Source organism: Rossellomorea sp. RS05 (assembly GCF_039822645.1).
Classification (GTDB): domain Bacteria; phylum Bacillota; class Bacilli; order Bacillales; family Bacillaceae_B; genus Rossellomorea; species Rossellomorea marisflavi_B.
In genome coordinates this window covers 230047-254430 of sequence record NZ_JBDKWY010000005.1, presented here as the reverse complement: position 1 = coordinate 254430, position 24384 = coordinate 230047, and the positions used below count along the sequence as shown (strand labels likewise).

The 24384-nt window shown below is 49.4% G+C and carries 26 protein-coding genes, 1 pseudogene and 1 riboswitch; of the genes and pseudogenes, 7 read left to right on the top strand and 20 right to left on the bottom strand.

Annotated features, from left to right (window positions below):
- Window positions 1-53: 53 nt before the first annotated feature.
- A complete protein-coding gene (locus ABJ225_RS14935) occupies window positions 54-851 on the bottom strand; it encodes an alpha/beta hydrolase (RefSeq protein ID WP_347320941.1) in 798 nt (265 codons plus the stop codon).
- A gap of 206 nt (window positions 852-1057) precedes the next feature.
- Window positions 1058-1161: riboswitch (SAM riboswitch) on the bottom strand.
- Between the two features lie 185 nt (window positions 1162-1346).
- Window positions 1347-1901, bottom strand: a complete 555-nt coding sequence (locus ABJ225_RS14930) for a hypothetical protein (protein WP_347320940.1) — start codon at window positions 1899-1901, stop codon at window positions 1347-1349.
- 184 nt (window positions 1902-2085) lie between these two features.
- Between ABJ225_RS14930 and ABJ225_RS14925 the strand changes: the two genes are divergently transcribed.
- Window positions 2086-2847: an SDR family NAD(P)-dependent oxidoreductase gene (locus ABJ225_RS14925; protein WP_347320939.1), complete on the top strand. Its 762-nt coding sequence runs from the start codon at window positions 2086-2088 to the stop codon at window positions 2845-2847.
- Between the two features lie 50 nt (window positions 2848-2897).
- On the opposite strand, the gene ABJ225_RS14920 is transcribed toward ABJ225_RS14925, so the two are convergent.
- On the bottom strand, window positions 2898-4631 hold the full coding sequence (locus ABJ225_RS14920) for an ABC transporter ATP-binding protein (protein WP_347320938.1): 1734 nt from the start codon (window positions 4629-4631) through the stop codon (window positions 2898-2900).
- Window positions 4632-4765: 134 nt separating this feature from the next.
- On the opposite strand from ABJ225_RS14920, the gene ABJ225_RS14915 reads away from it, so the two are divergent.
- Genes ABJ225_RS14915 through ABJ225_RS14905 form a run of 3 tightly spaced genes read left to right on the top strand, consistent with a single transcriptional unit; the run spans window position 4766 to window position 9545 of the window.
- Window positions 4766-6208 (top strand): ABC transporter permease, encoded by a 1443-nt coding sequence (locus tag ABJ225_RS14915; RefSeq protein WP_481900627.1) that lies wholly within the window; start codon window positions 4766-4768, stop codon window positions 6206-6208.
- Between the two features lie 13 nt (window positions 6209-6221).
- Complete coding sequence (locus tag ABJ225_RS14910; RefSeq protein ID WP_347320937.1) at window positions 6222-7727, top strand: ABC transporter permease; 1506 nt, start codon at window positions 6222-6224, stop codon at window positions 7725-7727.
- Window positions 7728-7751: 24 nt separating this feature from the next.
- The gene (locus tag ABJ225_RS14905; RefSeq protein WP_347320959.1) at window positions 7752-9545 is read left to right on the top strand and encodes an ABC transporter substrate-binding protein; all 1794 of its coding nucleotides are present in this window, start codon (window positions 7752-7754) and stop codon (window positions 9543-9545) included.
- A 46-nt stretch (window positions 9546-9591) separates the two neighbouring features.
- Here ABJ225_RS14905 and ABJ225_RS14900 read toward each other — a convergent pair whose 3' ends face one another.
- The 13 genes and pseudogenes from ABJ225_RS14900 to ABJ225_RS14840 form a co-directional block, all read right to left on the bottom strand.
- Window positions 9592-10293, bottom strand: a complete 702-nt coding sequence (locus ABJ225_RS14900; protein WP_159129991.1) for an ABC transporter permease — start codon at window positions 10291-10293, stop codon at window positions 9592-9594.
- Window positions 10290-11138, bottom strand: coding sequence for an ATP-binding cassette domain-containing protein (locus ABJ225_RS14895; protein ID WP_347320958.1), 849 nt, complete (start codon window positions 11136-11138; stop codon window positions 10290-10292). The genes ABJ225_RS14900 and ABJ225_RS14895 overlap by 4 nt, the downstream gene beginning before the upstream one ends.
- Before the next feature lie 148 nt (window positions 11139-11286).
- Window positions 11287-11844: an isochorismatase family protein gene (locus ABJ225_RS14890; RefSeq protein ID WP_347320936.1), complete on the bottom strand. Its 558-nt coding sequence runs from the start codon at window positions 11842-11844 to the stop codon at window positions 11287-11289.
- Between the two features lie 54 nt (window positions 11845-11898).
- Entirely contained in the window at window positions 11899-12288 is a 390-nt protein-coding gene (locus ABJ225_RS14885; RefSeq protein ID WP_079515604.1) for a DUF5360 family protein, read from the bottom strand.
- Window positions 12285-12647, bottom strand: a complete 363-nt coding sequence (locus ABJ225_RS14880) for a DMT family transporter (RefSeq protein WP_347320935.1) — start codon at window positions 12645-12647, stop codon at window positions 12285-12287. The genes ABJ225_RS14885 and ABJ225_RS14880 overlap by 4 nt, the downstream gene beginning before the upstream one ends.
- 163 nt (window positions 12648-12810) lie before the next feature.
- Window positions 12811-13224, bottom strand: coding sequence for an NUDIX hydrolase (locus ABJ225_RS14875; protein ID WP_347320934.1), 414 nt, complete (start codon window positions 13222-13224; stop codon window positions 12811-12813).
- A gap of 1 nt (window position 13225) precedes the next feature.
- Window positions 13226-14440 carry an MFS transporter gene (locus ABJ225_RS14870; protein WP_347320957.1) on the bottom strand — a complete coding sequence of 405 codons (1215 nt, stop codon included), beginning with the start codon at window positions 14438-14440 and terminating at the stop codon, window positions 13226-13228.
- A 41-nt stretch (window positions 14441-14481) separates the two neighbouring features.
- Window positions 14482-15105, bottom strand: a complete 624-nt coding sequence (locus ABJ225_RS14865) for a TetR/AcrR family transcriptional regulator (RefSeq protein ID WP_347320933.1) — start codon at window positions 15103-15105, stop codon at window positions 14482-14484.
- A 91-nt stretch (window positions 15106-15196) separates the two neighbouring features.
- On the bottom strand, window positions 15197-15655 hold the full coding sequence (locus tag ABJ225_RS14860) for a GNAT family N-acetyltransferase (RefSeq protein ID WP_347320932.1): 459 nt from the start codon (window positions 15653-15655) through the stop codon (window positions 15197-15199).
- A 19-nt stretch (window positions 15656-15674) separates the two neighbouring features.
- Window positions 15675-16515, bottom strand: a pseudogene (locus ABJ225_RS14855) (alpha/beta hydrolase).
- A 223-nt stretch (window positions 16516-16738) separates the two neighbouring features.
- Window positions 16739-17206: a hypothetical protein gene (locus tag ABJ225_RS14850; RefSeq protein WP_290032127.1), complete on the bottom strand. Its 468-nt coding sequence runs from the start codon at window positions 17204-17206 to the stop codon at window positions 16739-16741.
- Window positions 17203-17580: a beta/alpha barrel domain-containing protein gene (locus tag ABJ225_RS14845; protein ID WP_347320931.1), complete on the bottom strand. Its 378-nt coding sequence runs from the start codon at window positions 17578-17580 to the stop codon at window positions 17203-17205. Before ABJ225_RS14845 ends, ABJ225_RS14850 begins: the two co-directional genes overlap by 4 nt.
- Window positions 17581-17761: 181 nt before the next feature.
- Window positions 17762-18328, bottom strand: coding sequence for an XRE family transcriptional regulator (locus tag ABJ225_RS14840; RefSeq protein ID WP_347320930.1), 567 nt, complete (start codon window positions 18326-18328; stop codon window positions 17762-17764).
- Window positions 18329-18444: 116 nt separating this feature from the next.
- On the opposite strand from ABJ225_RS14840, the gene ABJ225_RS14835 reads away from it, so the two are divergent.
- A complete protein-coding gene (locus tag ABJ225_RS14835) occupies window positions 18445-19413 on the top strand; it encodes a DMT family transporter (RefSeq protein WP_347320929.1) in 969 nt (322 codons plus the stop codon).
- A gap of 30 nt (window positions 19414-19443) precedes the next feature.
- On the opposite strand, the gene ABJ225_RS14830 is transcribed toward ABJ225_RS14835, so the two are convergent.
- Both ABJ225_RS14830 and ABJ225_RS14825 read right to left on the bottom strand, forming a co-directional pair.
- Entirely contained in the window at window positions 19444-19887 is a 444-nt protein-coding gene (locus ABJ225_RS14830; RefSeq protein ID WP_347320928.1) for a MarR family winged helix-turn-helix transcriptional regulator, read from the bottom strand.
- Window positions 19884-20840 (bottom strand): ring-cleaving dioxygenase, encoded by a 957-nt coding sequence (locus tag ABJ225_RS14825; RefSeq protein ID WP_347320927.1) that lies wholly within the window; start codon window positions 20838-20840, stop codon window positions 19884-19886. Before ABJ225_RS14825 ends, ABJ225_RS14830 begins: the two co-directional genes overlap by 4 nt.
- 134 nt (window positions 20841-20974) lie before the next feature.
- On the opposite strand from ABJ225_RS14825, the gene ABJ225_RS14820 reads away from it, so the two are divergent.
- Window positions 20975-21958 (top strand): ring-cleaving dioxygenase, encoded by a 984-nt coding sequence (locus tag ABJ225_RS14820; protein ID WP_048014567.1) that lies wholly within the window; start codon window positions 20975-20977, stop codon window positions 21956-21958.
- Window positions 21959-22240: 282 nt separating this feature from the next.
- Here ABJ225_RS14820 and ABJ225_RS14815 read toward each other — a convergent pair whose 3' ends face one another.
- Together ABJ225_RS14815 and ABJ225_RS14810 are read right to left on the bottom strand one after the other, a co-directional pair.
- Entirely contained in the window at window positions 22241-22789 is a 549-nt protein-coding gene (locus ABJ225_RS14815; protein WP_347320926.1) for a hypothetical protein, read from the bottom strand.
- Window positions 22790-22912: 123 nt separating this feature from the next.
- Window positions 22913-23221 (bottom strand): 2Fe-2S iron-sulfur cluster-binding protein, encoded by a 309-nt coding sequence (locus tag ABJ225_RS14810; RefSeq protein ID WP_079515595.1) that lies wholly within the window; start codon window positions 23219-23221, stop codon window positions 22913-22915.
- Window positions 23222-23399: 178 nt separating this feature from the next.
- On the opposite strand from ABJ225_RS14810, the gene ABJ225_RS14805 reads away from it, so the two are divergent.
- Window positions 23400-23999 (top strand): nitroreductase family protein, encoded by a 600-nt coding sequence (locus ABJ225_RS14805; RefSeq protein ID WP_056540827.1) that lies wholly within the window; start codon window positions 23400-23402, stop codon window positions 23997-23999.
- The last annotated feature ends 385 nt before the right edge of the window (window positions 24000-24384 follow it).

Here is a 24384-nt window from a genome sequence, read left to right as displayed (position 1 = left end):
CAATATTTTGTAATTTAATGAAAGAGTAGGAATAACCGGTAAGAAACTACCATTTATAGACCATTGGCATGATCATAGCCGGTGGATTGAACCTGTAAAAGCCAGCTCCGAGTGAAATCAAGGAGTTGTTGAAAGGCCCCTGAAGTTGAGTAAGTATGGGAACCTTTCGGAATGATTGCCTTTTCTACCTCTCCCGAACGCCGATTGGAGAAGCTTGAATGATAGAGGGAGCAGTAATCGACTGAGATTTCTTCATCCTGGTCACCGTGGGCAAGCAAGACATTCCCCTTATACTCATTTGCCCGCCGTATCGGGTCCCACCCTTGAAGGGTCGTGAGAAACTCTCGCTTCAGCTCATAGCCCAAATAATCTGCCTTCCCGTCCCGCAAGATGGCTTCTTCCACATCATCTCCGATAATGCGTCCAAGATCATGCCGGGGAGAGCCGACCGCCGACCAGAGGGCAAGGTGGCGAACTTCTTCTTCGATGGCTGCTTCAAGGGCCACTGCCCCCCCAAGGCTGTGGCCGATCAAGGCAATGCTCTCCGGGTCCACCCCTTTCATCTGCTTCACAAATCCGATGACCGCCTTCGTCTGTGCAATGAAGCGATCTTTTGTATTCAAGCCGTACTCCCCCAGACTTTCTCCGCAACCGTCGTAATCGAAACGTACGACGATGTGTGAGCTGAGTTCATGTGCAGCCTTCACGAATAATCGGTCCACGCCTTCTTTTGAACCGACGAAACCATGACAGATGATGACGGCCGGATGGACGCCGAGACGTGTAGCAGGATACTGTATGGCTGCAGGAAGGTGGGTACCCTCCCATGGAATGGATGTATACCAGCTCATCTTACCCTCTCCTTTTATCTTAGTAGATCTTCCTTACAGTTTGTCCGTGCCTTCGAACACTGTTTCCCCTATGACTAGGCCTCTACATGCGCGCCTTTTAAAATGTATAAATCTGCGCCTCAGCGTTATGACTAATTAATCCAATCGTTTTAATCGGATTTATATACAAAAAAAATCTCCCATAAGGAGATGTACATTACTCTCTCCCCTTATCTGCCAGGCTGAAGTTGCCTGCTGGAATGAGCACCTTCCATTTGGAGGTTGCTGCGGGATCGTTGGACCAGATTCCTTCCCCGACTCTTTATAAGGTAGTATAGATTAAATTATCTTACAATTCACTCTTTGTCAACCATAATTCCTACATTGATACTATGAATTAAAACCCCACTTGACAGGTTGGTTTTGACGCTGTAAGATTGGCTCAACATCTTTACCCCCAATGATCCATATCGACCGAAGGCATATCAACTGCCTCCGGTCCTTTTTTTCGAGAAGTCAGTCTTCCATCTCATATCGCCCGTCTTCATAGATCCTGAATGCCCCGACTTCCCCTGTTCCTCCTTCATCTTTGAGGGTTTGTGATATGAGACGGAGGGTATAATAGGTCCCTTCTTCATCGGTCTGAGGCTTGCCGTCACCCTCATCAATCAGGATATCTCCGTCAGATGCTACGTTCAGCTCATCCTTCAAGAACTCAATGGCGGTTTCCACATCCGTAATGCCTGCAGTAGACCCGGATTCCCCGACTGGTCGTTGCGGTTCAGGAGCATTCCTTGCCGATGATTCGCCATCCTCTGCAGGCCCCTCCGTTTCCTGACTGTCCTGATCTTCCCCGGAAGAGTCCGATGCTTCTTGATCCTCTTCACCGAGTGATACTTGTTCGGATGTTTCATCAGGCTGTTCCGGGGCATCCTTCGTTCCCGCTTCCTCTGCATCCGTTGTATCTGTTGCATTCGCTTCCACCGGAGCCGTATTTCTTGGGGATTGTCCACATGCACTCATCAACAACATGATGGGAATCAACGCGCTTAACAGTTTCCAGCCGTTCATTGCCGTCTCCCCTTCCTCATTTTTCCTCATACCATTATTATTTCAGAAACAGGGTGGCGGGACAACTCTCAACGACAGGAGACGGTCATTCATCATCAGGGCAGACAGACTGAGTATAATCATTGGCTCAACGAGCATCCTATGCCTTACAATCAGCTTATAACCTAATCGAGGAGGAAGTACCATGAAATATACCGTCATTACAGGAGCAAGCTCCGGGATTGGCTATGAGGCCGCTCTGGCATTTGCAGCACGGGGGAAGAACCTGATTCTTGCTGCCAGAAGGAAAGAGAACCTTGAGGAGTTGAAGGACCGCATCCTGAAGGCCCATCCTGATCTGGATATCAAACTTTTCTCCACCGACCTGTCCGTTACCTCCAACGCTCATTCCTTCTATGAAGAGATCAAGTTATTTGAGCTGGAGACGTTTGTGAATAATGCCGGTTTCGGTAATTTTGATCCCGTTGGCGAACAAAATCTGAACAAGATCGAACAGATGATGAGGCTCAATATCGAAGCCCTCACGATCCTCTCCACCCTCTACGTCCGCGACTTCTCACAAGTGGAAGGAACGCAGCTCATCAATATTTCATCAGGCGGCGGCTATACGATCGTTGCCGATGCTGTCACCTATTGTGCGACAAAATTCTATGTGAGTGCCTTCACGGAAGGACTTGCGAGAGAGCTATCCGAATCTGGCGCGAAGATGACAGCGAAGGTTCTTGCTCCTGCTGCTACAGAAACGGAATTCGCCCAGCGCTCCATTGATTCCGATCAGTTTGATTATGAAAAATCCCTGCCGAAATTCCATACAGCGAAGGAAATGGCACAGTTCCTCCTTGATCTGTATGATGGGGATCATGTTGTTGGGATCGTGAATGGTGAAACCTATGAATTTCTCCTTCGTGATCCGGTCTATCCATATGTATCAAGAACAAGAAACTAACATCAATATAGAAAGGGTGTCCCGAAACGTCGGGACACCCTTTTGTTGATTTATGCGCCTGCTTCCACCGGTACTGCCACCCAGTGGCCACTCGACACTTCGACAAGCTCAGATGATTGCAGCCCGTAGCGATCTGCATCCGTTTGTTCCTCCAGAAGGACGCGCTCCTTCTTCTTCTCGATCGTTGGATCAGGAATCGGGATGGCAGATAGCAGGGACTGAGTATACGGATGTTGAGGGTTGGTATAGAGCTCCTCGCTTTCGGCAAGCTCGACGATCTTCCCGGCATACATCACGGCCACCCGGTCACTGATATGCTTCACCATAGATAAATCATGAGCGATGAAGAGGTATGTGAGCCCCAGACGCTTCTGAAGATCCTGAAGAAGCTCCACGATCTGTGCCTGAATCGATACATCAAGGGCCGACAAAGGCTCATCGCACACGATGAACTTCGGTTCCACGGCAAGTGCCCGAGCAATGCCGATCCGCTGGCGCTGTCCACCGGAGAACTCATGGGGATAGCGCTTCGCGTGACCCGGCTGAAGCCCAACCAACTCAAGAAGTTCCTCCACTCGTCGCTTCCGGTCCTGCTTCGTTTTGCACAGTCCGTGGATATCAAGTGCCTGGCCGATGATGTCCATTACTTTGAACCGTGGATTGAGTGATGCATAGGGATCCTGGAAGATCATCTGCATATGCCGCCTCATCGCTTTCATCTCACGCTTCGTCATGCCGTTGACCGACATTCCTTCATATGTGACGACGCCTCCTGTCGGTTCATTCAACCGCAAGATCGCCCGACCCGTCGTCGACTTGCCTGAACCAGATTCTCCCACAAGCCCCAATGTTTCGCCTTCACGGATAAAGAAGGAGATATCATCCACCGCCTTCAAGGTATGGCCTTTTCCAAGGTCAAAATGCTGACGCAGGGACGATACATCAAGGAGTGGCGGCTTGTCTGGTGAACGATCCTTTTTAGATTTTTTCGGTTCATCGAGACGCGGGAGGGCATTCAGGAGCTTCTTTGTATACGGATGCCTTGGTGAGGCGAAGATTTCTTCTGTTGTCCCCCGTTCCACGATTTCTCCTTCTTTCATGACCACGACAGCGTCACACATACCGGCCACCACCCCAAGGTCATGGGTGATGAGGATGATGGACGTTCCGAACCTCTCCTGCATATGTTTCATGACATTCAGGATCTGCTTCTGGATGGTGACATCGAGGGCCGTCGTCGGCTCGTCGGCAATCAGGAGGGTCGGTCTGCAGGCAAGGGCGATGGCGATCATCACGCGCTGACGCATCCCCCCGGAGAACTCATGGGGATATTGACTATACCGCTCCTCGCTGTTGCGGATGCCCACCTGTTTCAGGATATCGATGGCTTCCTTCTTCGCCTGTTCCCGTGTCAGGTCCTGATGTTTCACGAGGCTCTCGGCAATCTGGTTCCCGATCCGGATCGTCGGATTCAGGGATGTCATAGGGTCCTGAAAGATCATGCCGATGTCACGACCGCGTATGGACTCCATCTCCTTCTCGGTCTTCTCCGCGAGATTCTCGCCGAGGAACGTGATCTCCCCTTCCTTCATATACGAGGGTGGCGATGGTAGCAGCCTCATGATCGACCGTGCCGTCACGCTTTTCCCGCTGCCCGATTCCCCTACGATGCCCAGGGTCTCGCCTTTTTTCACTTCAAAACTTACACCGCGCACTGCATCGAATTTCTCTTCCTTTGATTGGAATGAGATATGCAAATTGTCTACTTTAAGAATTGATTCCACTTTTTCCACCTGCCAGGACGATTTGTTAAATTTTCTAAAGTTTACATTGATTTTTCAAGAATGTGTATTTAAAATATACTAAACAGATCGGAATTATGCAATTTGTATTTTAGCAAAGGAGGGCAACGCTTCACATGGAAACGGCGAAAGCTACTGGCACCTATGCACAAACCCCGATGTTCCAAGATACCTATCAAAAGATGCAGCGACGGAATCTTTATCACATCTTCATTCTGATTCTCGGATTACCGGTCCATCTCGCCGTCTTTTTCATCTACCTTCACAGGAAGAGGAACGACCCCTATCAGAAACTCCTTCACGAAATGAAACAGGGACTGATCGAAGAAGGAGTGAAAGCCACTTACGTAACACGCGCCGAAGAAGAACTTCAAAAAAAGAACATCTTCTTCAATCAACAGGCATCATCCTCAGCCATCAAGGCAAAAGCCGAACGACTCGCTCAGGAAAGATTGGATGAAACGGCTGAGGAGAGGACGGTCAAACAGCTCACCCTGCAGGACGAACGGAAGATCACGTATAAAGAAACCTTCGGGTCCCTACTCCAGAACCCGACGTTCTTGATCCTGTCTGCTCTGCCTGCTCTCCCTATGTATCTACTACTGCTCTTATACAGCAATCATTTTGTAAAATACATATTCGAACGCCTTGTCATGAGCTTATTCGTCATCATAGGGGTCGCATTCCTTGTCTTCACCATCCTGTACCTATCCCCGTTCAATCCGGCAGCGAACATACTCGGGGAGACCGCGACAAAGGATCAGATCGCTGCATTCAATGCCATTCACGGTTTGGATCAGCCTTATCTCGTCCAGCTTTGGAATACGATCAAAGGGATTGCCACCTTTGACCTCGGCTCTTCCTTTACGGGAAATGAAGAAGTCGCATCAAGCATCGGGAGGAAGTTCCCCATCACCCTGACACTGGCCATCATTTCACTGGTCATGGCGATTGTGATCGCCATCCCGATCGGCATCGTTTCTGCCACGAAGCCAAGGTCATTCTTTGACTATACGTTTATGTTCGTGGCTCTGATCGGCCTGTCCATCCCGAACTTCTGGCAGGGGCTGATCTTCATCCTGAACTTCTCGATCAAGTTGAAATGGTTCCCGGCAACCTACTCCCCGGGCAACTGGCTGTCGATCGTGATGCCGGCCGTCGTCCTCGGAACCGCTTTGACTGCATCGATTGCCCGGATGATGAGATCATCCACCCTGGAAGTGATCAATGAGGACTATATCCTGACGGCCAAGGCGAAAGGATTGAACAAGCGGCAGGTGCTCTGGAAGCACGCAGTGAGTAACGCCATGATCCCCGTCATCACGGTCATCGGCCTCCTTTTCGGCGGAATGCTCGGAGGCGCCGCCGTGACGGAGAAAGTATTCAACATCAGCGGGATCGGAAGCTACATCGTCGATAAGCAGTTCATCCCTGATATTCCCGCCATCATGGGAGGGGTCGTCTATATTGCCATCACGATCTCCCTCGTCAATCTATTGATCGATATCCTGTATGCGTTCTTCGATCCGAGGATCCGCTCCAAGATGAAACAATATTAAAGCAGGTGCATGTATGACAACCAACGTGGAAGTACCGCATTACAAAAAGAAATTCGCACTGAAAATATCATCTGAATATACACAGTCCACCTTCACATGGGTGCTGTCCCTGGCCATCACGCTCATCTTCCTATTCAACAGTTTCGACCTGTCGGATGGGTCCATGAAGCCGGGTGCATTCACGTTCTTCGCGGCCTATGCATTCTTCACCATCGTACAGCTGGTGATCACGCGGCTGATCAAACGGGACCTGAACAGGGACGGGGTCATCCGAAAGAGCACGAGGCGCCTTGGCTATCTTCAACTTCTCAGCCTGTTGACGGCCAATGTCTTCACCGTCAGTGCCGCCTTTCTACTGATCAAAGAAAAGAAAACGCCCGAATACACATTCTCGGTTTATATGATTCTGACGCAGATCTTCGTCATTGCCGTATCCGCTCTTAATCTATTCAAACCGTACGTATCGGATACGTTCCTGCTGGGGATTTTCCTGCTCCTCGCCATCACGATGTTCCACCTCGCCGTTCTATGGATGGTGATCACGTTCGGTGAACGCCTGCCGAAATGGACCGGCATTGTGGCGGTTCTATTGATGCTCACGGGATTGACGGGCAATCTTTTCGCCATATTCCTCGGGTGGAACCTCCTCATGAAGTCACGGGGAGAACATCATCCCGTCACCGGCACATGGTACCGGGTGTGGGATAAGGTGACCGGCAATATGACATCCATGCTCGGATTGTTCTTCATTGTCTTCCTGTTCTCGATTTCCGTTTGCAGCTACCTGACGTTCGATTATGCCCTCGCCGTAGAGAATAATTACTCGGCGATCCTGCAGACGCCGAACCCTGCCTACCCCCTCGGAACCGATGATTACGGGCGGGACCTATTCTCCCGGATCATCTTCGGAGCACGGATTTCCCTCATCGTCGGGTTCCTCTCAACGTTGATCCCGTTCATCATCGGCGGCATCCTCGGGGCGATTTCGGGCTATTACGGTCAGCGGACCGACAATATCATCATGAGGCTACTGGATGTGCTCTACGCAATTCCAGGAATCCTCCTCGCCATCGTCATCATCGCAGCATTCGGGTCCAACACAACGACCCTTGTCCTCGCACTGAGTGTCGGATCGATCCCGACCTATGCCAGGACAATGAGAGCCAATGTGCTCATGGTATCAAACTATGAATATGTCGATTCCGCCCGCGCACTGGGCACAGGGAATTTCGAAATCATCTTCCGGCATGTGGTGCCGAACTCACTGGCACCGATGATCGTCAAATCGACCCTCACCATCGGGGGGGCAGTGATCGCCACCAGCAGTCTGAGCTATCTCGGACTCGGTATCGAGCCTCATATACCCGAGTGGGGAAACATCCTGAAAATCGGCAGCACGTATCTTGAAACACATTCCTATCTCGCCATCTACCCGGGTCTTGCCATCATCCTCCTAGTCCTCTCCTTCAATTTCCTTGGAGACGGCCTGCGGGATGCCCTTGATCCGAAGTTAGACTAAAACCAACACCTTAGGAGGTCATTCATTTTGAAGAAATCCATTTTCGCCGTGTTCCTTGCGCTTGTCCTGTTTGCTGCAGGCTGCGTGAACACAAAATCAGATGTAGCAGAAGACAGCAAGAACGATGGGAAGAAGCCGACCATTGAAATCCTCGGCATGAGTTCAAGCGAGTCCGATATCAATATCCTTCGCGACCAGCTTGTGAAAAACGGCTTCGATGTGAAGCTGAATGTTCAATCGGACTACGGAAGCTTCAAATCACAGCAGGATGCAGGAAACTATGACGTCGCCCTCTCCAGTTGGACGACGGTGACAGGTAACCCTGACTATGCCGTTCGCTCCGTCTTCAAATCCGGCGGAGATTACAGCACCATCGCCGATGAGAAGGTCGACAAACTGATTGATGAAGCAAGTACGCAAACGCCTGAAGAATTCACCAAAACGTACAAAGCACTGGAAGACCGCCTTGTATTCGAAAAAGCGTACATCGCACCGCTCTATATCTCATACAAAGCACAGGGAATCAACAAGGATGTGCTGAACACCGATACCGTCCGCCTCTCCAAATCCCGTGCCCTTGCGTGGGAAACAATCGACTTCAATGACGAAGCGAAACGCGCTAACGATCCACTGATCATGCAGCAAAGCATCCCGACCCTGACGTCCCTTGACCCGATCAAAGGGAATGATGGTTCCATCAATACGATCAACACGAATATGTATGTAAGGCTTGTGAATCTGACCGATGATGACAATGTCACCGCTGACGGTTCCCTCTCCCGCAACTACACGATCGGCGAAGGAAATTCAGAGTACTATTTCCTACTTCGCGATGATATCAATTTTGCCCAAGTGACAGACAAAAAGGCCGTCGATTCTGGTGAGCGCGTCGGTGCCGACGATGTCATCTTCTCCCTGAACCGTGCAAAGGATAAGGATTCCGTTCCTGATCACCGTACGTACACCCTCCATGAGCATATCAAGGATGCAGAAGTCGTGACCGACCTGAAGGAACTCGACGGGAAGACCAATGACGGAAAAACCATCCGTGAAAGCCTGGAGAATGGCCTTGATCAAAAAATCTCAAGCCTTGTGGACGATAAAAATGACGCCGATAACGGCAGCGGGAAGTACCAGGTCGTGAAAATGACCACGACTGAACCATTCCCTCAAGTATTGAACTACCTTGCCCACCAATCAGCAGGGATCGTATCGAAGAAACAAGTGGAGAGCATCAACACCTATGATGTCGCATCCTTCGACGTGAAGAAAGACATCCCGTACGGTGACCAAAACACCGTCACGGAAGGCGATAAATACGATAACAGCCTTTACGCAAGCGGACCATACATCATGACGTACAAAAACGATTATGAAGCCGTCTTCCAGAAGAACCCTGCCTACATGAAAGGCACTGAAAACGAAGCGAAGATCAGCAACATCAATGTCCGCTTCATTGCAGAAGCCGACAGCGCCCTGTCCGCCCTGCGTAACGGGGAAATCCATTTCTACTACGGAGTCCCTGAAACGAAATACGAAACCGTCGAAAAAGACGACAAACTGAAGCTGCAGCGGATCGAAAGCAACGGCGTATCGTACCTGCTCTTCAATTCCAAAGGCCGTGACGTTTCCAAAAGCGAAGACCTAAGAAAAGCCGTCCTGTACTCCATCAACCAAGATGAGTTCATCGACTACTACCAAGGCAACAAAATCAAAGCCGTCTCCACCGTCAGCCCCCTTGTCGACACTGGCAACGAGCTGAAGGCCGACAGTGATAAAGTGAAGGAATTCCTGAAGAAATATCAAGAGAATAAGTAATCGGAAAGAGCCTGCCGGACGAGATCCGGCAGGCTCTTTAATTGCTTCATTTCTGTTTCCGGTACAGCAGGATAAAGTAAATACATATGAGGATGACGCTATATAAAAGGATCCACCCATAGTTTGCGTAAACAGACGCCGATATGGAAGACAGATCGTCGCCCATACCCATGATATCCAGCGAGCGATAGAGGGGAGGAAGGAACCACATCACCACTGGGGCAATCCATTTCCCCATGGATGCCAACGCCAGGGTGAGGATGAGCACCGAGAGCGTCCCCCACCATGTGTTTAACGGATTCCTCATCCATTCCCTTGTGAAGAGGGCCGACAAGGAGATGGACAAGACGCTCAGTGAGAAATGGGCAAGCACCCCCATTATGACATGATATTGATTCACCCCTTCCCCGAACCCTCCGATGACCAAGGGATACCCGACCGACAGGATGCTGAGGACGAAGCCATTAAGCAGGGCAATAGTATAAAGGGATGCATGATAGCGCCATACCGGCCTCGCATGCATGAGCGTCACTTCTTTTTGACCCTTGTCCTCCGCATGGAAGATGGTGATCGTGATCCACCCCATGATGAAGAACAGGGCGATGGACGTAAAGGAATAGCTGTCCAAAATGGGATTGGGGGTATATGTGTAATTCAGCATCAGGACGAATAGGTATACGAATAAGGGCGGTATAGATTTAAAGGTACGCAGATGAACAAGGAAGGAATAGCGGAACAGCGCCATCATGACTGAACCACCCCTCTTCCCTCGATCATTGAAGCGTCGACTCCTACTTCTTTGATGGACGCTCCTCTTTGCAGAAGTGCCAGGAGCACCCCGTCCATTTCATCCTCACCCAGCATCGCTTCCATGCGCAACCGGTCATCGGTTAGTTCGAGTGATTTTTTCATTTCAAGAAGAGGAGTTACATGATCCAGTTTTTTTGAATGGATATCAAAGACAATTCTGAATTTTTCCTTGAGTAAACGCTCCTCTTTCACCAGTCCCTTGTCTTTTATAACAAAGATCTGATCGGCAAGCCTGCTCAGCCTTCTGGATTCATGACAGGTGAAGACGATTCCCACCCCGGTTCCTTTCAACTTCCCAAACAATTCCTCTAACTCCTGCTGTGCACGGGCATCAAGTCCGGACATAGGCTCATCCATGATAAGAAGATGCGGCTTTTCCAACATGGCCTGCATGATGAGGACCTTTTGCTTCATCCCTTTGGAAAAAGTGGAAATGCGCTGATCATTGACGGACTCCAGCCGGAAATCTTCCAGGAGCCTGGTTATCCGCATTTGAAGCAATCCATCTTCCATCCCGCGGATCTTCCCCATATGAGTCAAGTATTCTTCCGGAGTAAATGGAATGCTCCCCGGCGTAACTTCCGGTACATAACTAATAGTCAAGGGCATCACGTCATGTTTGATGGTTCCATCATCCACCTTGCTCATGCCAGCTATCAATTTCAATAATGTACTCTTACCTGCCCCATTGTCTCCCCGGAGCATGACGATTTGATTGCTGTACAAAGAGAACGATATCCCTCTTAATACTTGGTGTTGTTTATATTTTTTTGAGATATTCACAGCTGTTAGCAGTAGCGACACGCTTCCTACCCTCTTTCATATAAATGGAAATATATTCTTGCTCATTATTACAGAAAACCCGAAAAATTTCCATGAAAAAGAGGACTGCCCTTACATACTGGGCAAGTCTCCTTCATTGCAATTTCAATTATCTATACTGATCATGCGCTGGTCGGAACAAATCCTCTTCCGATTTCCTGACCATGGCGAAATGCTCGACATTATAATGGCCGTGCAGGGTCGCATTGTGATGCGCAATGATTTTTTCCGCAGGCAGTGCCTTAGAGTCGGAGGTCGTGTGCCCATCCTCTACGAGCGTCACGTCAAATCCACTGACCGTCGCCGTTCTTACAGCCGTATCGATGCAGTACTCTGTTTTGCACCCCATCATAACAAGATGACCGATGCCGGCATCCTTCAAATGGGCGAGAAGAGGAGTGCCATGGAAGGCATTCGTCGCTGCTTTATCAAAAATCACGGCGTCCTCCGGGACATGGATATCTCTATGGATTTCAAATCCAGGGCCCTTCCCCTCGGCTACATCCACATCGCGGATGAAGACCATATCGATCTGTTCCTTTTGCGCTTTGGCAATCACCTGATTGATTGTGGAGATGACCCTCTCCTTTTCCCAAACCGGCACCTCGGTTTCGCTTCCGTCCATGAGATCCTGCTGACAATCAATGATCACTAGTGTCTGTTTCAATTTATCTACCCCTTTATGTATGCCATGTTAATCCCTTCTATAATATCACATTATTCAGATATCATTCTTTTTTATCAGACTCGGGATAAACAGGAGGGGATAGAGTAATAGATACAGATTAAATCCCCACCACGCCGCATCAAAGTCCTTCATCCATGCCCAGAAGGCGACCGCCTGCAGACCGGAGCAGCTGGTGAGTACAAGGGAAATCAGGGCAAGGCCCTTCCAAGATGGATTGCCTCTCTTCAGCAGGTAGAGACTGGTTAATCCGGATACAGAAATCAGAAGATCCAGAGGGAGGAACGACCAGTTCCAGGCCACGATATGGGGATCATCATAATCCTTGAACGCCCAATCCTGGGGAATCCACCCCATGAATGTCACGATCCAATAGAGGATGAATCCAATGTCTGTGACGAGAAAAAAACCTTTCATGGCCCTCACCTGTTCGTCTCCTCCCCAATCTGCGGAGCATCTTCCGTACCGTGACCACCAGCCACATTCAGGATCACCACTCCCGCAATGATCAAGATGATCGCCACCGCCTTCAGCCAGGTGATGGTCTCACCGAAGTAAAACACCCCGATGAAAGTGATGATCACAATGCCCATCCCTGACCACACGGCATACGCAAGGGATACGTCCAACCCCTTCAAGGCTAGCGTCAAAAATGACAAACTCGCTATATAGAAAACCATCAATAAGATACTCGGTCCCACTTTCGTAAAGCCCTCCGACGCCTTCATGCTCGACGTCCCCGCGACCTCGAACAATATGGCCGCGATGAGATAGATCCAGTGCATGATAGATCACTCCTTTTTAATGGGTGGGGTGTTTGTGCCTGGCACCTTTCGCTACTTTTGTGCCTGGCACCTTTTCCTCTTTTTGTGCCTGGCACCTATAAGGAAGCTCTTTTGAGTACGAATTACGGAAGTTAAAATTCCCGCTTCAGTAGCTTAATGCATTTTAAAGGGATGACATCTCGATCTCATCATATAAACTCGTAAGGAATGGAAGATCCTCAGGATACTGATGATCGAGTATGCTGAGCTCATCAAACGAAAACCAGGCGGCTTCTTCCACTAACTGATCGGGGTCGTTCAGGGGCCTCGGGCTGTCATTCACCGCTACAAGGAAGTAATGAATGCAGACGTCGTAGCCTTTGACTACGGTCGTTTTCATCTTCAGTTTCTTCAGGATCTTCACGGGGTATCCCGTCTCCTCCATCATTTCCCTTACGCAGCAGCCTTCAGGCGTTTCCCCTTTTTCGATTCCGCCTGACGGGATCTCCCACTTGGTGGATTTGAATCCTCTTACGAGAAGGACCTCATTTTTATCATTGAAGCAGACACCTGCCGAACCATTCCATGTTTGCGTCATTTTACATTTCCTCCGTTTTCAGTATGACTTCTTTCGATGCAGCTCCCGACATCCTGGAGGTAAGGATGCCATAACACAGTGATCCACCAAGACCGATCAGGAGCAAGACGCCGCCCATGTAGACCGGTGACAGCCACTCGCCGACGACGATGAGAAGGGAAGCAATGATCATGGCTCCGTAACCAGTGAGGCTATAGAAGGCCATGTAGGTACTCCTCCCGTTCTCCGGGGCCAAGTCGCCGATCATGGCCTGTTTGATCGGTACATACATCAGCTCTCCGACGGTGCCGAAGAACATGAGGATGAAGAGGAACAGGATATTGTCGGTGACCGCAAAAGCACTGAAGCAGATTGTAAAGACTATAAGGCCAGTAAGCAGGGTGGTCCGGTCTTTCCACTTCCTGAACACGAGCAGAACGAGGGCTGATAGTGCCACGACCAGGAGTGTATTTTCCGTCCGGAGAAAACCAAGGAGCCGGGTCCCGTCGAGTTCAAAGCTTAAACCGAATACGCTTCCTGTCTGCTGCGGAATATCCCGCTCAAAACGGATGCCGATGTAGTTTGTGAGGGACTGTTCCAACGTAAGGATCAAAATGCCCCCCACGATGAAATACATGAACAGCTTATCTTTCAGCACGCTGCTGTAACTGATGGATACAGGAGGTATATCTTCATGGGAATCCTGAGGTGAATAGCTTTCCGAGATGAACAGGATCGTGACCAGTAAAGAAATAAACGTGATGGACGTGACGCCGATGAAGAGTTGAAACAAGTAGTCTTTGAAGAGAAAGGCCCCGACAATACCTCCGATGGCATTGGCAAGATTGGCAAGCCAATAGCTGATGGTGAAGACGGTTTTCCGCGAAGCGGAGTCTGTGACGTCGATGATCATAGCCTGGGCGGCGGGACTGAACAGACCACCAAAGAACATATTGAAGATGAAGAGAAAGGCTGTTAAATAGGGGAGATCGAACCATGGTGAGTTACACAGGGTGATGAAGACATAGGAGACCAGGAGCCCGAGCTCCCCGTACACCATGATCTTCTTCCTCCCAAGCTTATCGGACAAGGTACCGCCGAGGAAACCTCCGGCAATGCCACTCAGGATCACGACCACCAGGACGATACCCGTGATCGCAGCCCCGAGCTTACCGGCAAAATAGATTGCCAGGAACGGCATGACGGCCATGGAGACAAGTCCGCCTAAAAACTGCATCACCAGCCTGAATTTGATGTTGGGATGGATCTCCTTCAGTTTTACCATTTCAACGGACCATCAGTGCGATGATACGGACCGAAGAGGCGTATGGCTTGTATCTTCAATGCTTCCCAGAGTCTGTGATTACTTGGGTCGTCTATGTAGGTGAGGCGCATTCCATTCAACGTGGACATATAGGAGTGGGCCAGTAGGTCATGCGGGTCGGGATAGAACACCCCCATCTTCTGTCCTTCCTCCAATACGGGACTCACCGACTCAATAAAATCGGACACAAAGCCATCCAGCTCCTCGAACAAGGCCGGATAGCGATCGAGCCTAGCCAACACCTGTTGAACAAGGCGGAGGAATTCACTTTTTTCTGAAAAGATCGTGACATGGCGGTCGACCATGGCCGTAATGATTTCCATGGGGTCACCGGTAAACGTCCCCTGGATGTCGAGGAAATGCGGTTTGATCTCCTCAAGCTGTTCCAGAATCACGGTCTCATAGAGCATTTCCTTCGTCTCGAAATAAGTGAAGACCGTTCCGAAGCTTACACCTGCTTCCTTTGCGATATCCGCTACAGTCGTCTCGAAATAGCCCTTTTCGCTGAAGATTTTGCTTGCAGCACGAAAGATCCGGTCGCGTTTAAGCCTCTTCTTTTCCTCCATCGATGGTTTCATGGCGTATCTCCCTTAAAATTGATTGATTGATCAATCAATAATATACACCCAAAGATTTCCACCGTCAACACCTATTTTCAAAAATTCAGAATCAAGAAGACACCAGCCATTCTTCCTTGGTCAATGCATAAATCGCCTGCCTCGCCCCGAATCGCTCCACTTCTTCTTCCACTTTCATCCCGAGATTTTCCAATAGCCTGCATGATCGGTCATTCAACACTTGAGTTTCAGCCACGATGCGTTGGAGCTCGAGCTTCTGAAAGCCATGAGTCAACACTGCAGCCACGGCTTCCTTGGCATATCCCTTTCCCCAGTGCTCCGGTAAAAACTGATAGGACACCTCCGTATCCTGGCCATTATGATGGGTCGAAAGGGATACTCCTCCAAGAAATGTACCGTCCTTCAAATCGCGAACAGCCCAGTGGAGCTGCTGTCCCATCACCGCCATCAACCCTTCAACATCAAGATCAGTCCTGACTCCCCCAAGGTATCGCCTGACACCTTCGTCTGCATATAACCTCCTGATGGACGGAATATCTTCACCTGTCATACGCTCGATTGCACATCTCTCAGCTCTCATCATCTTTCTTACCCCAGCTTTCCCTGATTTCGTTCACGATAACATCCGGACGATTCCAATGAATCAAATGGGATGCCTGAGGGATATCCTTCACAATCGCCTTGGCACCATCTTTAAACAACGTAGCCATATGAATCCGGTTTTCCTCACGATGAGGCGGCAGTGTTGCACGCAAAAGGACGATCCCCCGTGGCAAGCGATGATAATGCTCAAGGACTTCATGCCGGTGCATGGCCATGACGTATGCTACACCCGTTCCCCCCCGTGCGTGCCAGTAATATCGCCCATCCTTCATCAAAGCAAGATCTTCTCCTGCACGGTCAAGAGCATCCGACCTCCGGCTTCCACTGTATACCGCTTCATTCAGAAACTCATCCCATGTACTCCACGAATCCTCAAAATCCTTGCGGTAATACGCGACTTCATCCGCTTCACTTATATTCCCAAGGCTCTTTGCCTGATAGCCTCCGTCAATCAGGATGGAGCCCCCCACCTTGTCACGGTTCTCCAACAGATAGAACAAATGGGCGAAACTTCCCCAGGAGTGGGAGAGAAAATAGAAGTCTTCCAGTTTCAGTGCTTGGATGACCCCCTCCAGCCACTCAGCCATCCTTGGCATTTCATAGTCTGCCGGGTTTGCGAATGGAGCAGACCGGCCATGACCGGGTGCATCAACGGCTATGATCCTGAATTCACCTTTCTAATTCTTCTGCAATTTCAATGAAACTGAGAGCCGTACTGCCCAGGCCGTGCAGGCAGAAAATCACGGGGTGATCTTGTTGCCCCCATTCCGTGATATGTATGGTCTTGTCTATCCAATAATCTTTCATTCCGAACCTCCGATGGCAATATTCTATTATATTTTACCAAAAAAGAATCCAAAAGGAAGGACCTTTTGGACACTCTGGACTTTATACATTTGCATTGATGGTTTCCACGTTTTTCAAGATGAACTCTTTGCTTTTTCCTAGGTAGTGGATACGGCTTCTCTCATTAAAGAAGGACCAAATCGCAATGATCTGGCCCTTCTCACTATCATGGTTTCTTTTTTATTTATTTCTTGAACACCTTATCAATGATCTCATCCGTCGTCATGCCGCTCTCGACTTCGAATGTTCCTGGACGAAGATTGTTCTCGAGTTTACGCTTTTCGACGCGCTTGTAGAAATCGAGTCCGTCTTTGATGATATTAGCTTTTTCAAGGGCGTTCCCTACATCGATGCTGGTCATCCCATCTGAAACAGTCAGGACGGTTTTATATACGATCTTTTCTTTTGCAGGCTGATCGTCAGCTTTTTCTGCTTCCTGCTTCTCTTCATCACCCTTATGGATGGCGAATCCTTTTGAGGTCAGATGCTGGATCATTTCGTCATCCGTCATCTTTTCCTTGACGGTCTTGGTCTCGGGTTTCGCTGTCGTCGTTTTTGCTTCCGGCTGATCGGTGAAAAAGTAGACCCCGCCGGTCACGGTTGCGGCGACAAGAAGGCCAGAGGCAAAACTGCGCAATGTATTGGGTCTCATTGGGCAACCATGCTCCTTTCAGCCTTTTTTGTCATATATGGTGTAAGCATGTGCTCGACTTCTATGGTCGGGAGCTGTTGCTCTGATGCGATGCTTTCAATGGAGTATCCACGCTTATGAAGATCTAACATTTCCCGGAGCACGCGGCGTTCATCGGATGTTGCCGGTACTGCACCTGCCTGCTGTGCGGTAATTTCCGCGTCCAGCTGCATGGCGCGCATCTGCTTTTCCAATTCGTGCACCTCATTCATCACCGAAATCGACATGTGCTCAACCTGTTGTTCGAGCTGAGATTTCGACTGGCTCGTCTTTACAAACGATAAAATGAGCAGCACAACAGCCGCACCAAACAAAATGGCGATTATCCATCCCATCTTATGTTCCTCCTTCTATGTAACAATTTATCAACCTAAATTATACCCTGAACCCTGTCACAATTCGATTTTTATCGACAAAACACGACTTTGATCCTGTACCTATACCATTATATAACAACCTCATTGGGATTTGTATCCTGTTTTTCTTTACAAGTTTATGACGATTCTTTTCCTTATTTCACGAATAGATCATAACAAAATGAAGAACGGCTTCGGTTTCTTCCAGGTTCGAATAGCCATGGGGTTGATCCGCAGGGAATTGGATGGAATCGTATTGTTCGAGGGAATAAAGCCGGTCGCCCACCCTCACCTCCACGCGCCCTTCCATGACGGTGACATATTCCTTCACTCCCGTCTGATGGGCGTCGGCCATATAATGACTGTGCGGCTTAAGGAAAGCCCTGTGGGTTTCAAGTGAACCATAATGAGAGGTGGAAAACATCGGTTCAAGGGTCAAGGAGCCATCAGCACTCAATACCTTGCTTCCTTCATTCTTTCTCGACACCTTCACTTGCTCCTTTTCCATCAGTAAAGAGGAAATCGGGATCGATAGACCATTGGCGATCTTCCAGATGATCGTCAGTGACGGATTGGCCTCCCCACGCTCGATGTTCCCGAGGGTCAGCTTGCTGACGCCGGTCAAATCGGCAAGTGCCTGCAAACTTAAATTCTGTTCCCCGCGTACGTCCCTCAGGATGGTACCGATATGTTTGGCAAGAGATTCAGGATCTTCCCATGTGTTCATACTCATTTCTCCTTCCATTGTCGGAAAATTAATTCAATCAGCCTGTTGTAGGTTCGTGTTCGGTATATTATATTTATCTTATAGTTTACTATACTTAACCGAAGGGTGAATGACTTATGAAAGAACTTCTTCTTGGCATTGTCTCGTCCATGTTCTTTGCCGTTACATTCATTTTGAATCGTTCCATGGAGCTGTCCGGGGGGAGCTGGATGTGGAGTGCTTCCCTTCGTTTCCTGTTCATGCTTCCGTTTTTCCTTCTCATTGTACTTGCAAGGAAGAACATGAAACAAGTCTTTCTTGAACTCAAAGCGAATCCTGGTGGATGGCTGCTTTGGAGCTTTTTCGGTTTCGTCCTGTTCTACGCCCCACTGACCTATGCCGCCACTTATGGACCGGGCTGGCTCGTAGCGGGCACTTGGCAGTTCACGATTGTAGCGGGGATCCTGCTCGCGCCGCTCTTTTTCACCACCGGGCCAGACGGAAGCAAACAGCGCCACCCCATCCAAAAGAAAGCGCTGATCATCTCCCTTCTCATCCTCACAGGTGTAATCTTTATCCAGCAGCAGCAAGCTGCCGAGCTGACACCCATCCAGATGTTGATGGGCATCCTGCCGGTTCTCGTAGCGACCTTTGCCTATCCACTCGGTAACCGTAAAATGATGAGCTTATGCAACGGAAGGCTCGATACGTTCCAGCGGATCCTTGGCATGACGATTGCAAGCCTCCCCTTCTGGCTGGGCCTGAGCGCGATCGCCATATGGAAAGCGGGAGTGCCGAGTGGTGGGCAGGTGACCCAATCCTTTGTTGTAGCGGTATGCTCAGGCGTGATTGCCACCACCCTGTTCTTCATCGCCACGAACCGGGTCCGTCATCATCAAGGGAAGCTCGCCTCAGTTGAAGCGACGCAGTCGACCCAGGTCCTGTTCGTCATGGCCGGTGAAGCCCTCTTCCTGTCAAGCCCGCTTCCGACCGGCATTGCAGCCGTCGGGATCCTGTTGATCATCGCCGGGATCATCGGTCATACGTTAAATATGAAAAAGATGAATGCCCCCCGATCCGTCACCCTTCAGAAGAGCACTCCATAAGAAAAAGCGTCCTTCCCGGGACGCTTTTCTTCATGATGACTCCATATTCTTCTGCACTTTCTTCAGTAAACCCAGCAGCTGTTGCTGCTCCTCGCGATCGAGACCATGAAACTGGGTGGCTTGGACCTGCTCCTGTTGTGGAACCACTTCGTCGTAGAGCTCCCGCCCGCTTGCTGTAAGGGTGATGGTTTTCGTCTTCCACTGCTGTTCACGCTGCACGTATCCGAGCTTCTCCATCTTCGTGATGAGCTGCGTGATATTGCCCTTGGTGACGAACAATTTCTCACCGAGCTCCTTCTGTGTGAGCTTCCCTTGCACCCCCACTTGGGTCAAGCAGTCGAACTGGGCACTGGTGAGTCCCCATTTCTTGAGGTGATCATTGTTTTCCTTGATGCTATGATTGTATACCCGCGAGAGACGGAACCACAGCATCAGGCCAAGGCGCTTTTCCTTCCTGGATAGTGGATTGCTCATTTTCCTTCCTCCCTTCGTGCCTCTGGAAGTGGCTTGATCTTTGATTCGATTTCCTCTCTTCTTTCTTCGAGGAACGGCGGCAGGGAAAGATTCCTGCCGAGACGGTCACGGGTCTCATCGGTTTCGAAGCCCGGTCCGTCAGTGGCCAGTTCAAAGAGGATGCCGCTCGGATCGTTAAAATAGGTGGAGCTGAAGTAATGGCGATCAATCGATCCCGACGTTTTGATCCCTTGATTCTCCAGATGATCGATCCACTCATCGAGCTCCTCCTCATCGCTCACACGGAATGCGACATGATGGACCCCACCGCGCCCTTGGCGTTCTTTCGGTCCATCTTGTTGAAGAAGATGAACCTCGGAGCCTCTCCCTCCAAGACCAGTTGTGAAAGTCTTGTTTTCTCCTTCGGTTCCCGTGTCCTTTTTCACAAACCCCAGAATCTCTTCCAGGAAGCGTTCGGTCGCTTCCGTATCTTTTACCGTCAACTGCACAGGACCGAGGCCACTGATGGAATTCGCTTGAGGAACCGTACTCCCTGACCACGTATTCCTCTCAGCACCCGGATCCGCCAGCAGCTGCATCCGGTGACCGTCGCGGTCCCTGAACCCGAGGACGCTATATCCAGACCGATAGGAAATCCCGTCATGCTCAACTCCGAATTCTTGGAACCGGCTTCGCCAATAGCCCAGTGCTTCTTCTGACGGCACTAACAATGACACAAGGGATATGCTATCCGTACCGGCATGATTCTTAGCCAGATTGGGGATTTCAAAAAAGGTCAGTTCCGATCCCGGACTTCCCGTTTCGTCCCCATAGAATAGATGGTAATAGAACGGATTGTCCTGGTTCACCGTCGTCTTTACGAGGCGCATGCCGAGGATGTCACGATAAAAGGGCAGGTTTACTGCCGCATTGGCTGTAAGTGATGAGATGTGATGGATTCCTTTGAGTTCCATGATGCGTCCTCCCTGAACGTTTCTTGCTTGCATCTTTTCATGTGATTATGTATTATCAGTTTAGTACTAAACTCAAAAACCGTCAAGCATGTGGCCCAGCTACAAACGATACGAAAAAAAAGGAGAGATCTGCTTTGAACCATTTAAAAGGAATCCATCACGTGACCGCCATCACGAGCAGTGCGGAAAAGAATTATGAATTCTTCACCTACGTCCTCGGGATGCGCCTTGTGAAAAAGACCGTCAATCAGGATGATATCCAGACATACCATCTTTTCTTTGCCGATGACAAAGGAAGTGCAGGAACCGATATGACGTTCTTTGACTTCCCTAACATTCCACGTGGGGTACACGGAACGAATGAAATCGCGAAAACATCCTTCCGTGTACCGAGTGATGAAGCCCTTGACTACTGGGTCAAACGCTTCGATCGCCTGAAGATCGACCACAGTGGCATCACGACACGCTTCGGGAAAAAGACCCTTTCTTTCACCGACTTCGATGATCAGCAGTACCAATTGATCTCGGATGAAAAGAATGAAGGCGTCCCTGCCGGCACCCCATGGCAGGATGGACCGGTTCCATTGGAATATGCCATCACCGGTCTAGGACCGATCTTCATCCGCATCCAAGACTTCGACTACTTCAAAAAATTGATGGAAATGGTCCTTCAATTCAAAGAAATCGGTCATGAAGGAAGCTTCCACCTGTTCGAAGTCGGAGAAGGCGGAAACGGGGCACAGGTCGTCGTCGAGCACAACACCGTTCTTCCGAGCGCCCAACAAGGCTTCGGTACCGTCCACCACGTGGCCTTCCGCGTTGAGGACCGTGCCGTACTTGATGAATGGACAAAACGCATGGAAGAGTTCGGATTCCGTACGTCCGGATATGTGAACCGCCACTTCTTCGAATCACTCTATGCCCCTGTGGCTCCACAGATCCTGTTCGAGTTTGCAACAGATGGACCCGGATTCATGGGAGACGAGCCGTACGAAACCCTCGGGGAGAAGTTATCCCTGCCTCCATTCCTCGAGCCAAAGCGCGAGCAGATCGAAGCGCTCGTTCGACCGATCGATACGGTCAGGAGTACGAGAGATATCCAGAAAGAGTATGAGTGACCAAATCTTCATCTGGGATAGATTGTTTTAATCATGGTAAAACCCGAATTCATTTGCCTCCGATATGTATGGCAAGTGAATTCGGGTTTTTAGTTTGTTTCATGACCAAGTTTATAGTGGTTGATTGGAGTGCAAGACGAAGACTCCTACGAGAAGAGTAGCTGATGTGAGAAGGTCTGCCGAGGAGGCTCACGGGCTACCCCCGGAAAGCGTAGTCTTGCACGGAAATCATGAGCGGTATATAGAATTGATACTGATGATGTTTGTATGTAAATCGTACCTTCAGAATGTCACTTCAATCGCTTCATCCTTATAAGGGGAATGAAAGATCACCTTATGGTCGCCGATCCATTCAACATCGTTGATCCCCAGAACGGTCAAATCGTCTTCAAGTCCATCGGTATGCCTGGTCATGATCGACACTGAGTCTCCTTTTTGTTTTTGCACCACCATTGGAATGCTGGTCGACCGGTAAAACGTATAAAAATGAGATGTTTCACCATGTGTAGCATTCCGATATTCGATTGTGACCGTCGCACCTCCATCTGGGGATTGGATATCATGATAGGAATGTTTTAAAAGGAGATGCAGGAAGATGACTACCACTGAAAAAACAAGGAATATAACCGACACAGTAATCATCACATACCTATTGATCTTATACGCCCAGGCTACGATGTATAACGCCACGATCGTAAGGAACCACGGCACCAATAGCCCTGTCGGCTTAAAAAAACGCACGTAATAATTGTACTTGTATAAAAAGATAAGAAGAATATCGATTCCGACGATGGCTAAAAACAGGATCATGGCTATGGTTTTCTTTTTCATTGAATTTGCCCCCCTCCATGTGTGAGCCATCCTTATTTTAACATATCGATCCCACTCAGATTCAAAAGTCTGAAGAATAAAAAATACCTACCAGTTCATACTGATAGGCTCGCAAATTCATGCTTAATCGGCCGGTCTTGGACCAGGCTTTTTACCAGTCGATTCCACTGTCAGGACCGGACGGACAATGGAATCACCTTCGACTCTGATCTGGCAGGACAAGCGAAGGCGATCCTCATACGTCATCTCTGTCTCACCCCACGAAAGCTCACAGAAATCTCCGTCATGAATTTCGACCCTGCACGTGGTACAGCGTGCGTTGCCGCCACATCGATGCAGGATGTCCACTCCGTTGTCCTCCAGGGCCAGAACCAGCTTCGTACCCTTTTCAACCGTATATTTCCCGTAACCGATCACTGTCAACTTTGGCATGGATCCGACCTCCTCATTTTATATAGTGTAACCATTCGCTATTCAATCTTTCCTGTTTTGTATGATGACTGTTAAATTTTATTAATTTTCAAATAATTATTTGACTTCCACATATCAGACGATTATAATTACCCTATGTTTAAAATGTTTTAATTCGAGATATTTAGGAGGAAATCCAATGTCAGTAGATTTTTATGAAAGCCTACAGTCCCGCCGTACGTATTATGGAATCGATAAGCAGGTAAGTGTCTCAGACGAACGGGTAAAGGAAATCGTTGAGTTTGCAGTCAAACATACGCCTTCTGCTTTCAATTCACAGACTGCTCGCGTTGTCGTCCTTACAGGAGACGCTCATGACAAGCTATGGGATCTAACCACTTCCGCCCTGAAAAAAGCAGTGGGAGACGGAGATTTCACTGGAACCCAGCAGAAGATGGATTCCTTCAAAGCAGGCTACGGCACGGTCCTATTCTTCGAAGAGGAAAGCATCGTCAAGTCCCTTCAGGAACAATTCGCCCTCTATGCCGATAACTTCCCGATCTGGTCCCACCAATCCTCCGGGATGCATCAGCTCGTTGTCTGGACCGCCCTTGAATCAGAAGGCCTCGGAGCCTCCCTTCAGCATTACAACCCGCTGATCGATGAAGACGTGAAGAACGAATGGAGCCTCCCGCAAAGCTGGAAGCTCATCGCCCAAATGCCATTCGGTAATCCGACAGCCGAGCCGGGTGAAAAGCAGTTCCAACCGCTTGATGAACGCGTGAAGTTTTATAAATAAGACAGATGCACAGCGATCCGGATGATCGCTGTGTTTTGTTTTGTTGATCTGCAGAAGGAACCATACTCCCTATCCAGTAGTATAGCGAAATCCGACGACTCCCGAATAAATAAGAGTCCAAATCGAGATACTGTAGAGGTCACCCAAAACGACCCACTATGCATTCCCGCTAGAAAACTGACGACCGTAAATGGGTATCCCATAAACGTATTACCATCCCCCCTCTTCCCAACCTTCATAGTGCAGTGCAGCGGAGGACGGCCGACTCCTTCGGAAATAGAGGCAAAGTTGAGACCCTGCAGGCGCAGCAGAAGCGGCTCAACTGACTCCCCGAGGAAAGCGGCCGGCCGCAGCGAAACGGAACGATCTCTCTACCACCACTTTC

What these genes read in the sequence shown, in the direction of transcription:
- ABJ225_RS14935 (WP_347320941.1), bottom strand. Translation starts at nt 851, where the DNA reads ATGAGCTGGTATACATCCATTCCATGGGAGGGTACCCACCTTCCTGCA.
- ABJ225_RS14930 (WP_347320940.1), bottom strand. Translation starts at nt 1,901, where the DNA reads ATGAACGGCTGGAAACTGTTAAGCGCGTTGATTCCCATCATGTTGTTG.
- ABJ225_RS14925 (WP_347320939.1), top strand. Translation starts at nt 2,086, where the DNA reads ATGAAATATACCGTCATTACAGGAGCAAGCTCCGGGATTGGCTATGAG.
- ABJ225_RS14915 (WP_481900627.1), top strand. Translation starts at nt 4,766, where the DNA reads ATGGAAACGGCGAAAGCTACTGGCACCTATGCACAAACCCCGATGTTC.
- ABJ225_RS14910 (WP_347320937.1), top strand. Translation starts at nt 6,222, where the DNA reads ATGACAACCAACGTGGAAGTACCGCATTACAAAAAGAAATTCGCACTG.
- ABJ225_RS14900 (WP_159129991.1), bottom strand. Translation starts at nt 10,293, where the DNA reads ATGATGGCGCTGTTCCGCTATTCCTTCCTTGTTCATCTGCGTACCTTT.
- ABJ225_RS14880 (WP_347320935.1), bottom strand. Translation starts at nt 12,647, where the DNA reads ATGCACTGGATCTATCTCATCGCGGCCATATTGTTCGAGGTCGCGGGG.
- ABJ225_RS14875 (WP_347320934.1), bottom strand. Translation starts at nt 13,224, where the DNA reads ATGACGCAAACATGGAATGGTTCGGCAGGTGTCTGCTTCAATGATAAA.
- ABJ225_RS14870 (WP_347320957.1), bottom strand. Translation starts at nt 14,440, where the DNA reads ATGCAGTTTTTAGGCGGACTTGTCTCCATGGCCGTCATGCCGTTCCTG.
- ABJ225_RS14865 (WP_347320933.1), bottom strand. Translation starts at nt 15,105, where the DNA reads ATGAAACCATCGATGGAGGAAAAGAAGAGGCTTAAACGCGACCGGATC.
- ABJ225_RS14860 (WP_347320932.1), bottom strand. Translation starts at nt 15,655, where the DNA reads ATGACAGGTGAAGATATTCCGTCCATCAGGAGGTTATATGCAGACGAA.
- ABJ225_RS14850 (WP_290032127.1), bottom strand. Translation starts at nt 17,206, where the DNA reads ATGAGACCCAATACATTGCGCAGTTTTGCCTCTGGCCTTCTTGTCGCC.
- ABJ225_RS14845 (WP_347320931.1), bottom strand. Translation starts at nt 17,580, where the DNA reads ATGGGATGGATAATCGCCATTTTGTTTGGTGCGGCTGTTGTGCTGCTC.
- ABJ225_RS14840 (WP_347320930.1), bottom strand. Translation starts at nt 18,328, where the DNA reads ATGAACACATGGGAAGATCCTGAATCTCTTGCCAAACATATCGGTACC.
- ABJ225_RS14835 (WP_347320929.1), top strand. Translation starts at nt 18,445, where the DNA reads ATGAAAGAACTTCTTCTTGGCATTGTCTCGTCCATGTTCTTTGCCGTT.
- ABJ225_RS14830 (WP_347320928.1), bottom strand. Translation starts at nt 19,887, where the DNA reads ATGAGCAATCCACTATCCAGGAAGGAAAAGCGCCTTGGCCTGATGCTG.
- ABJ225_RS14825 (WP_347320927.1), bottom strand. Translation starts at nt 20,840, where the DNA reads ATGGAACTCAAAGGAATCCATCACATCTCATCACTTACAGCCAATGCG.
- ABJ225_RS14815 (WP_347320926.1), bottom strand. Translation starts at nt 22,789, where the DNA reads ATGAAAAAGAAAACCATAGCCATGATCCTGTTTTTAGCCATCGTCGGA.
- ABJ225_RS14810 (WP_079515595.1), bottom strand. Translation starts at nt 23,221, where the DNA reads ATGCCAAAGTTGACAGTGATCGGTTACGGGAAATATACGGTTGAAAAG.
- ABJ225_RS14805 (WP_056540827.1), top strand. Translation starts at nt 23,400, where the DNA reads ATGTCAGTAGATTTTTATGAAAGCCTACAGTCCCGCCGTACGTATTAT.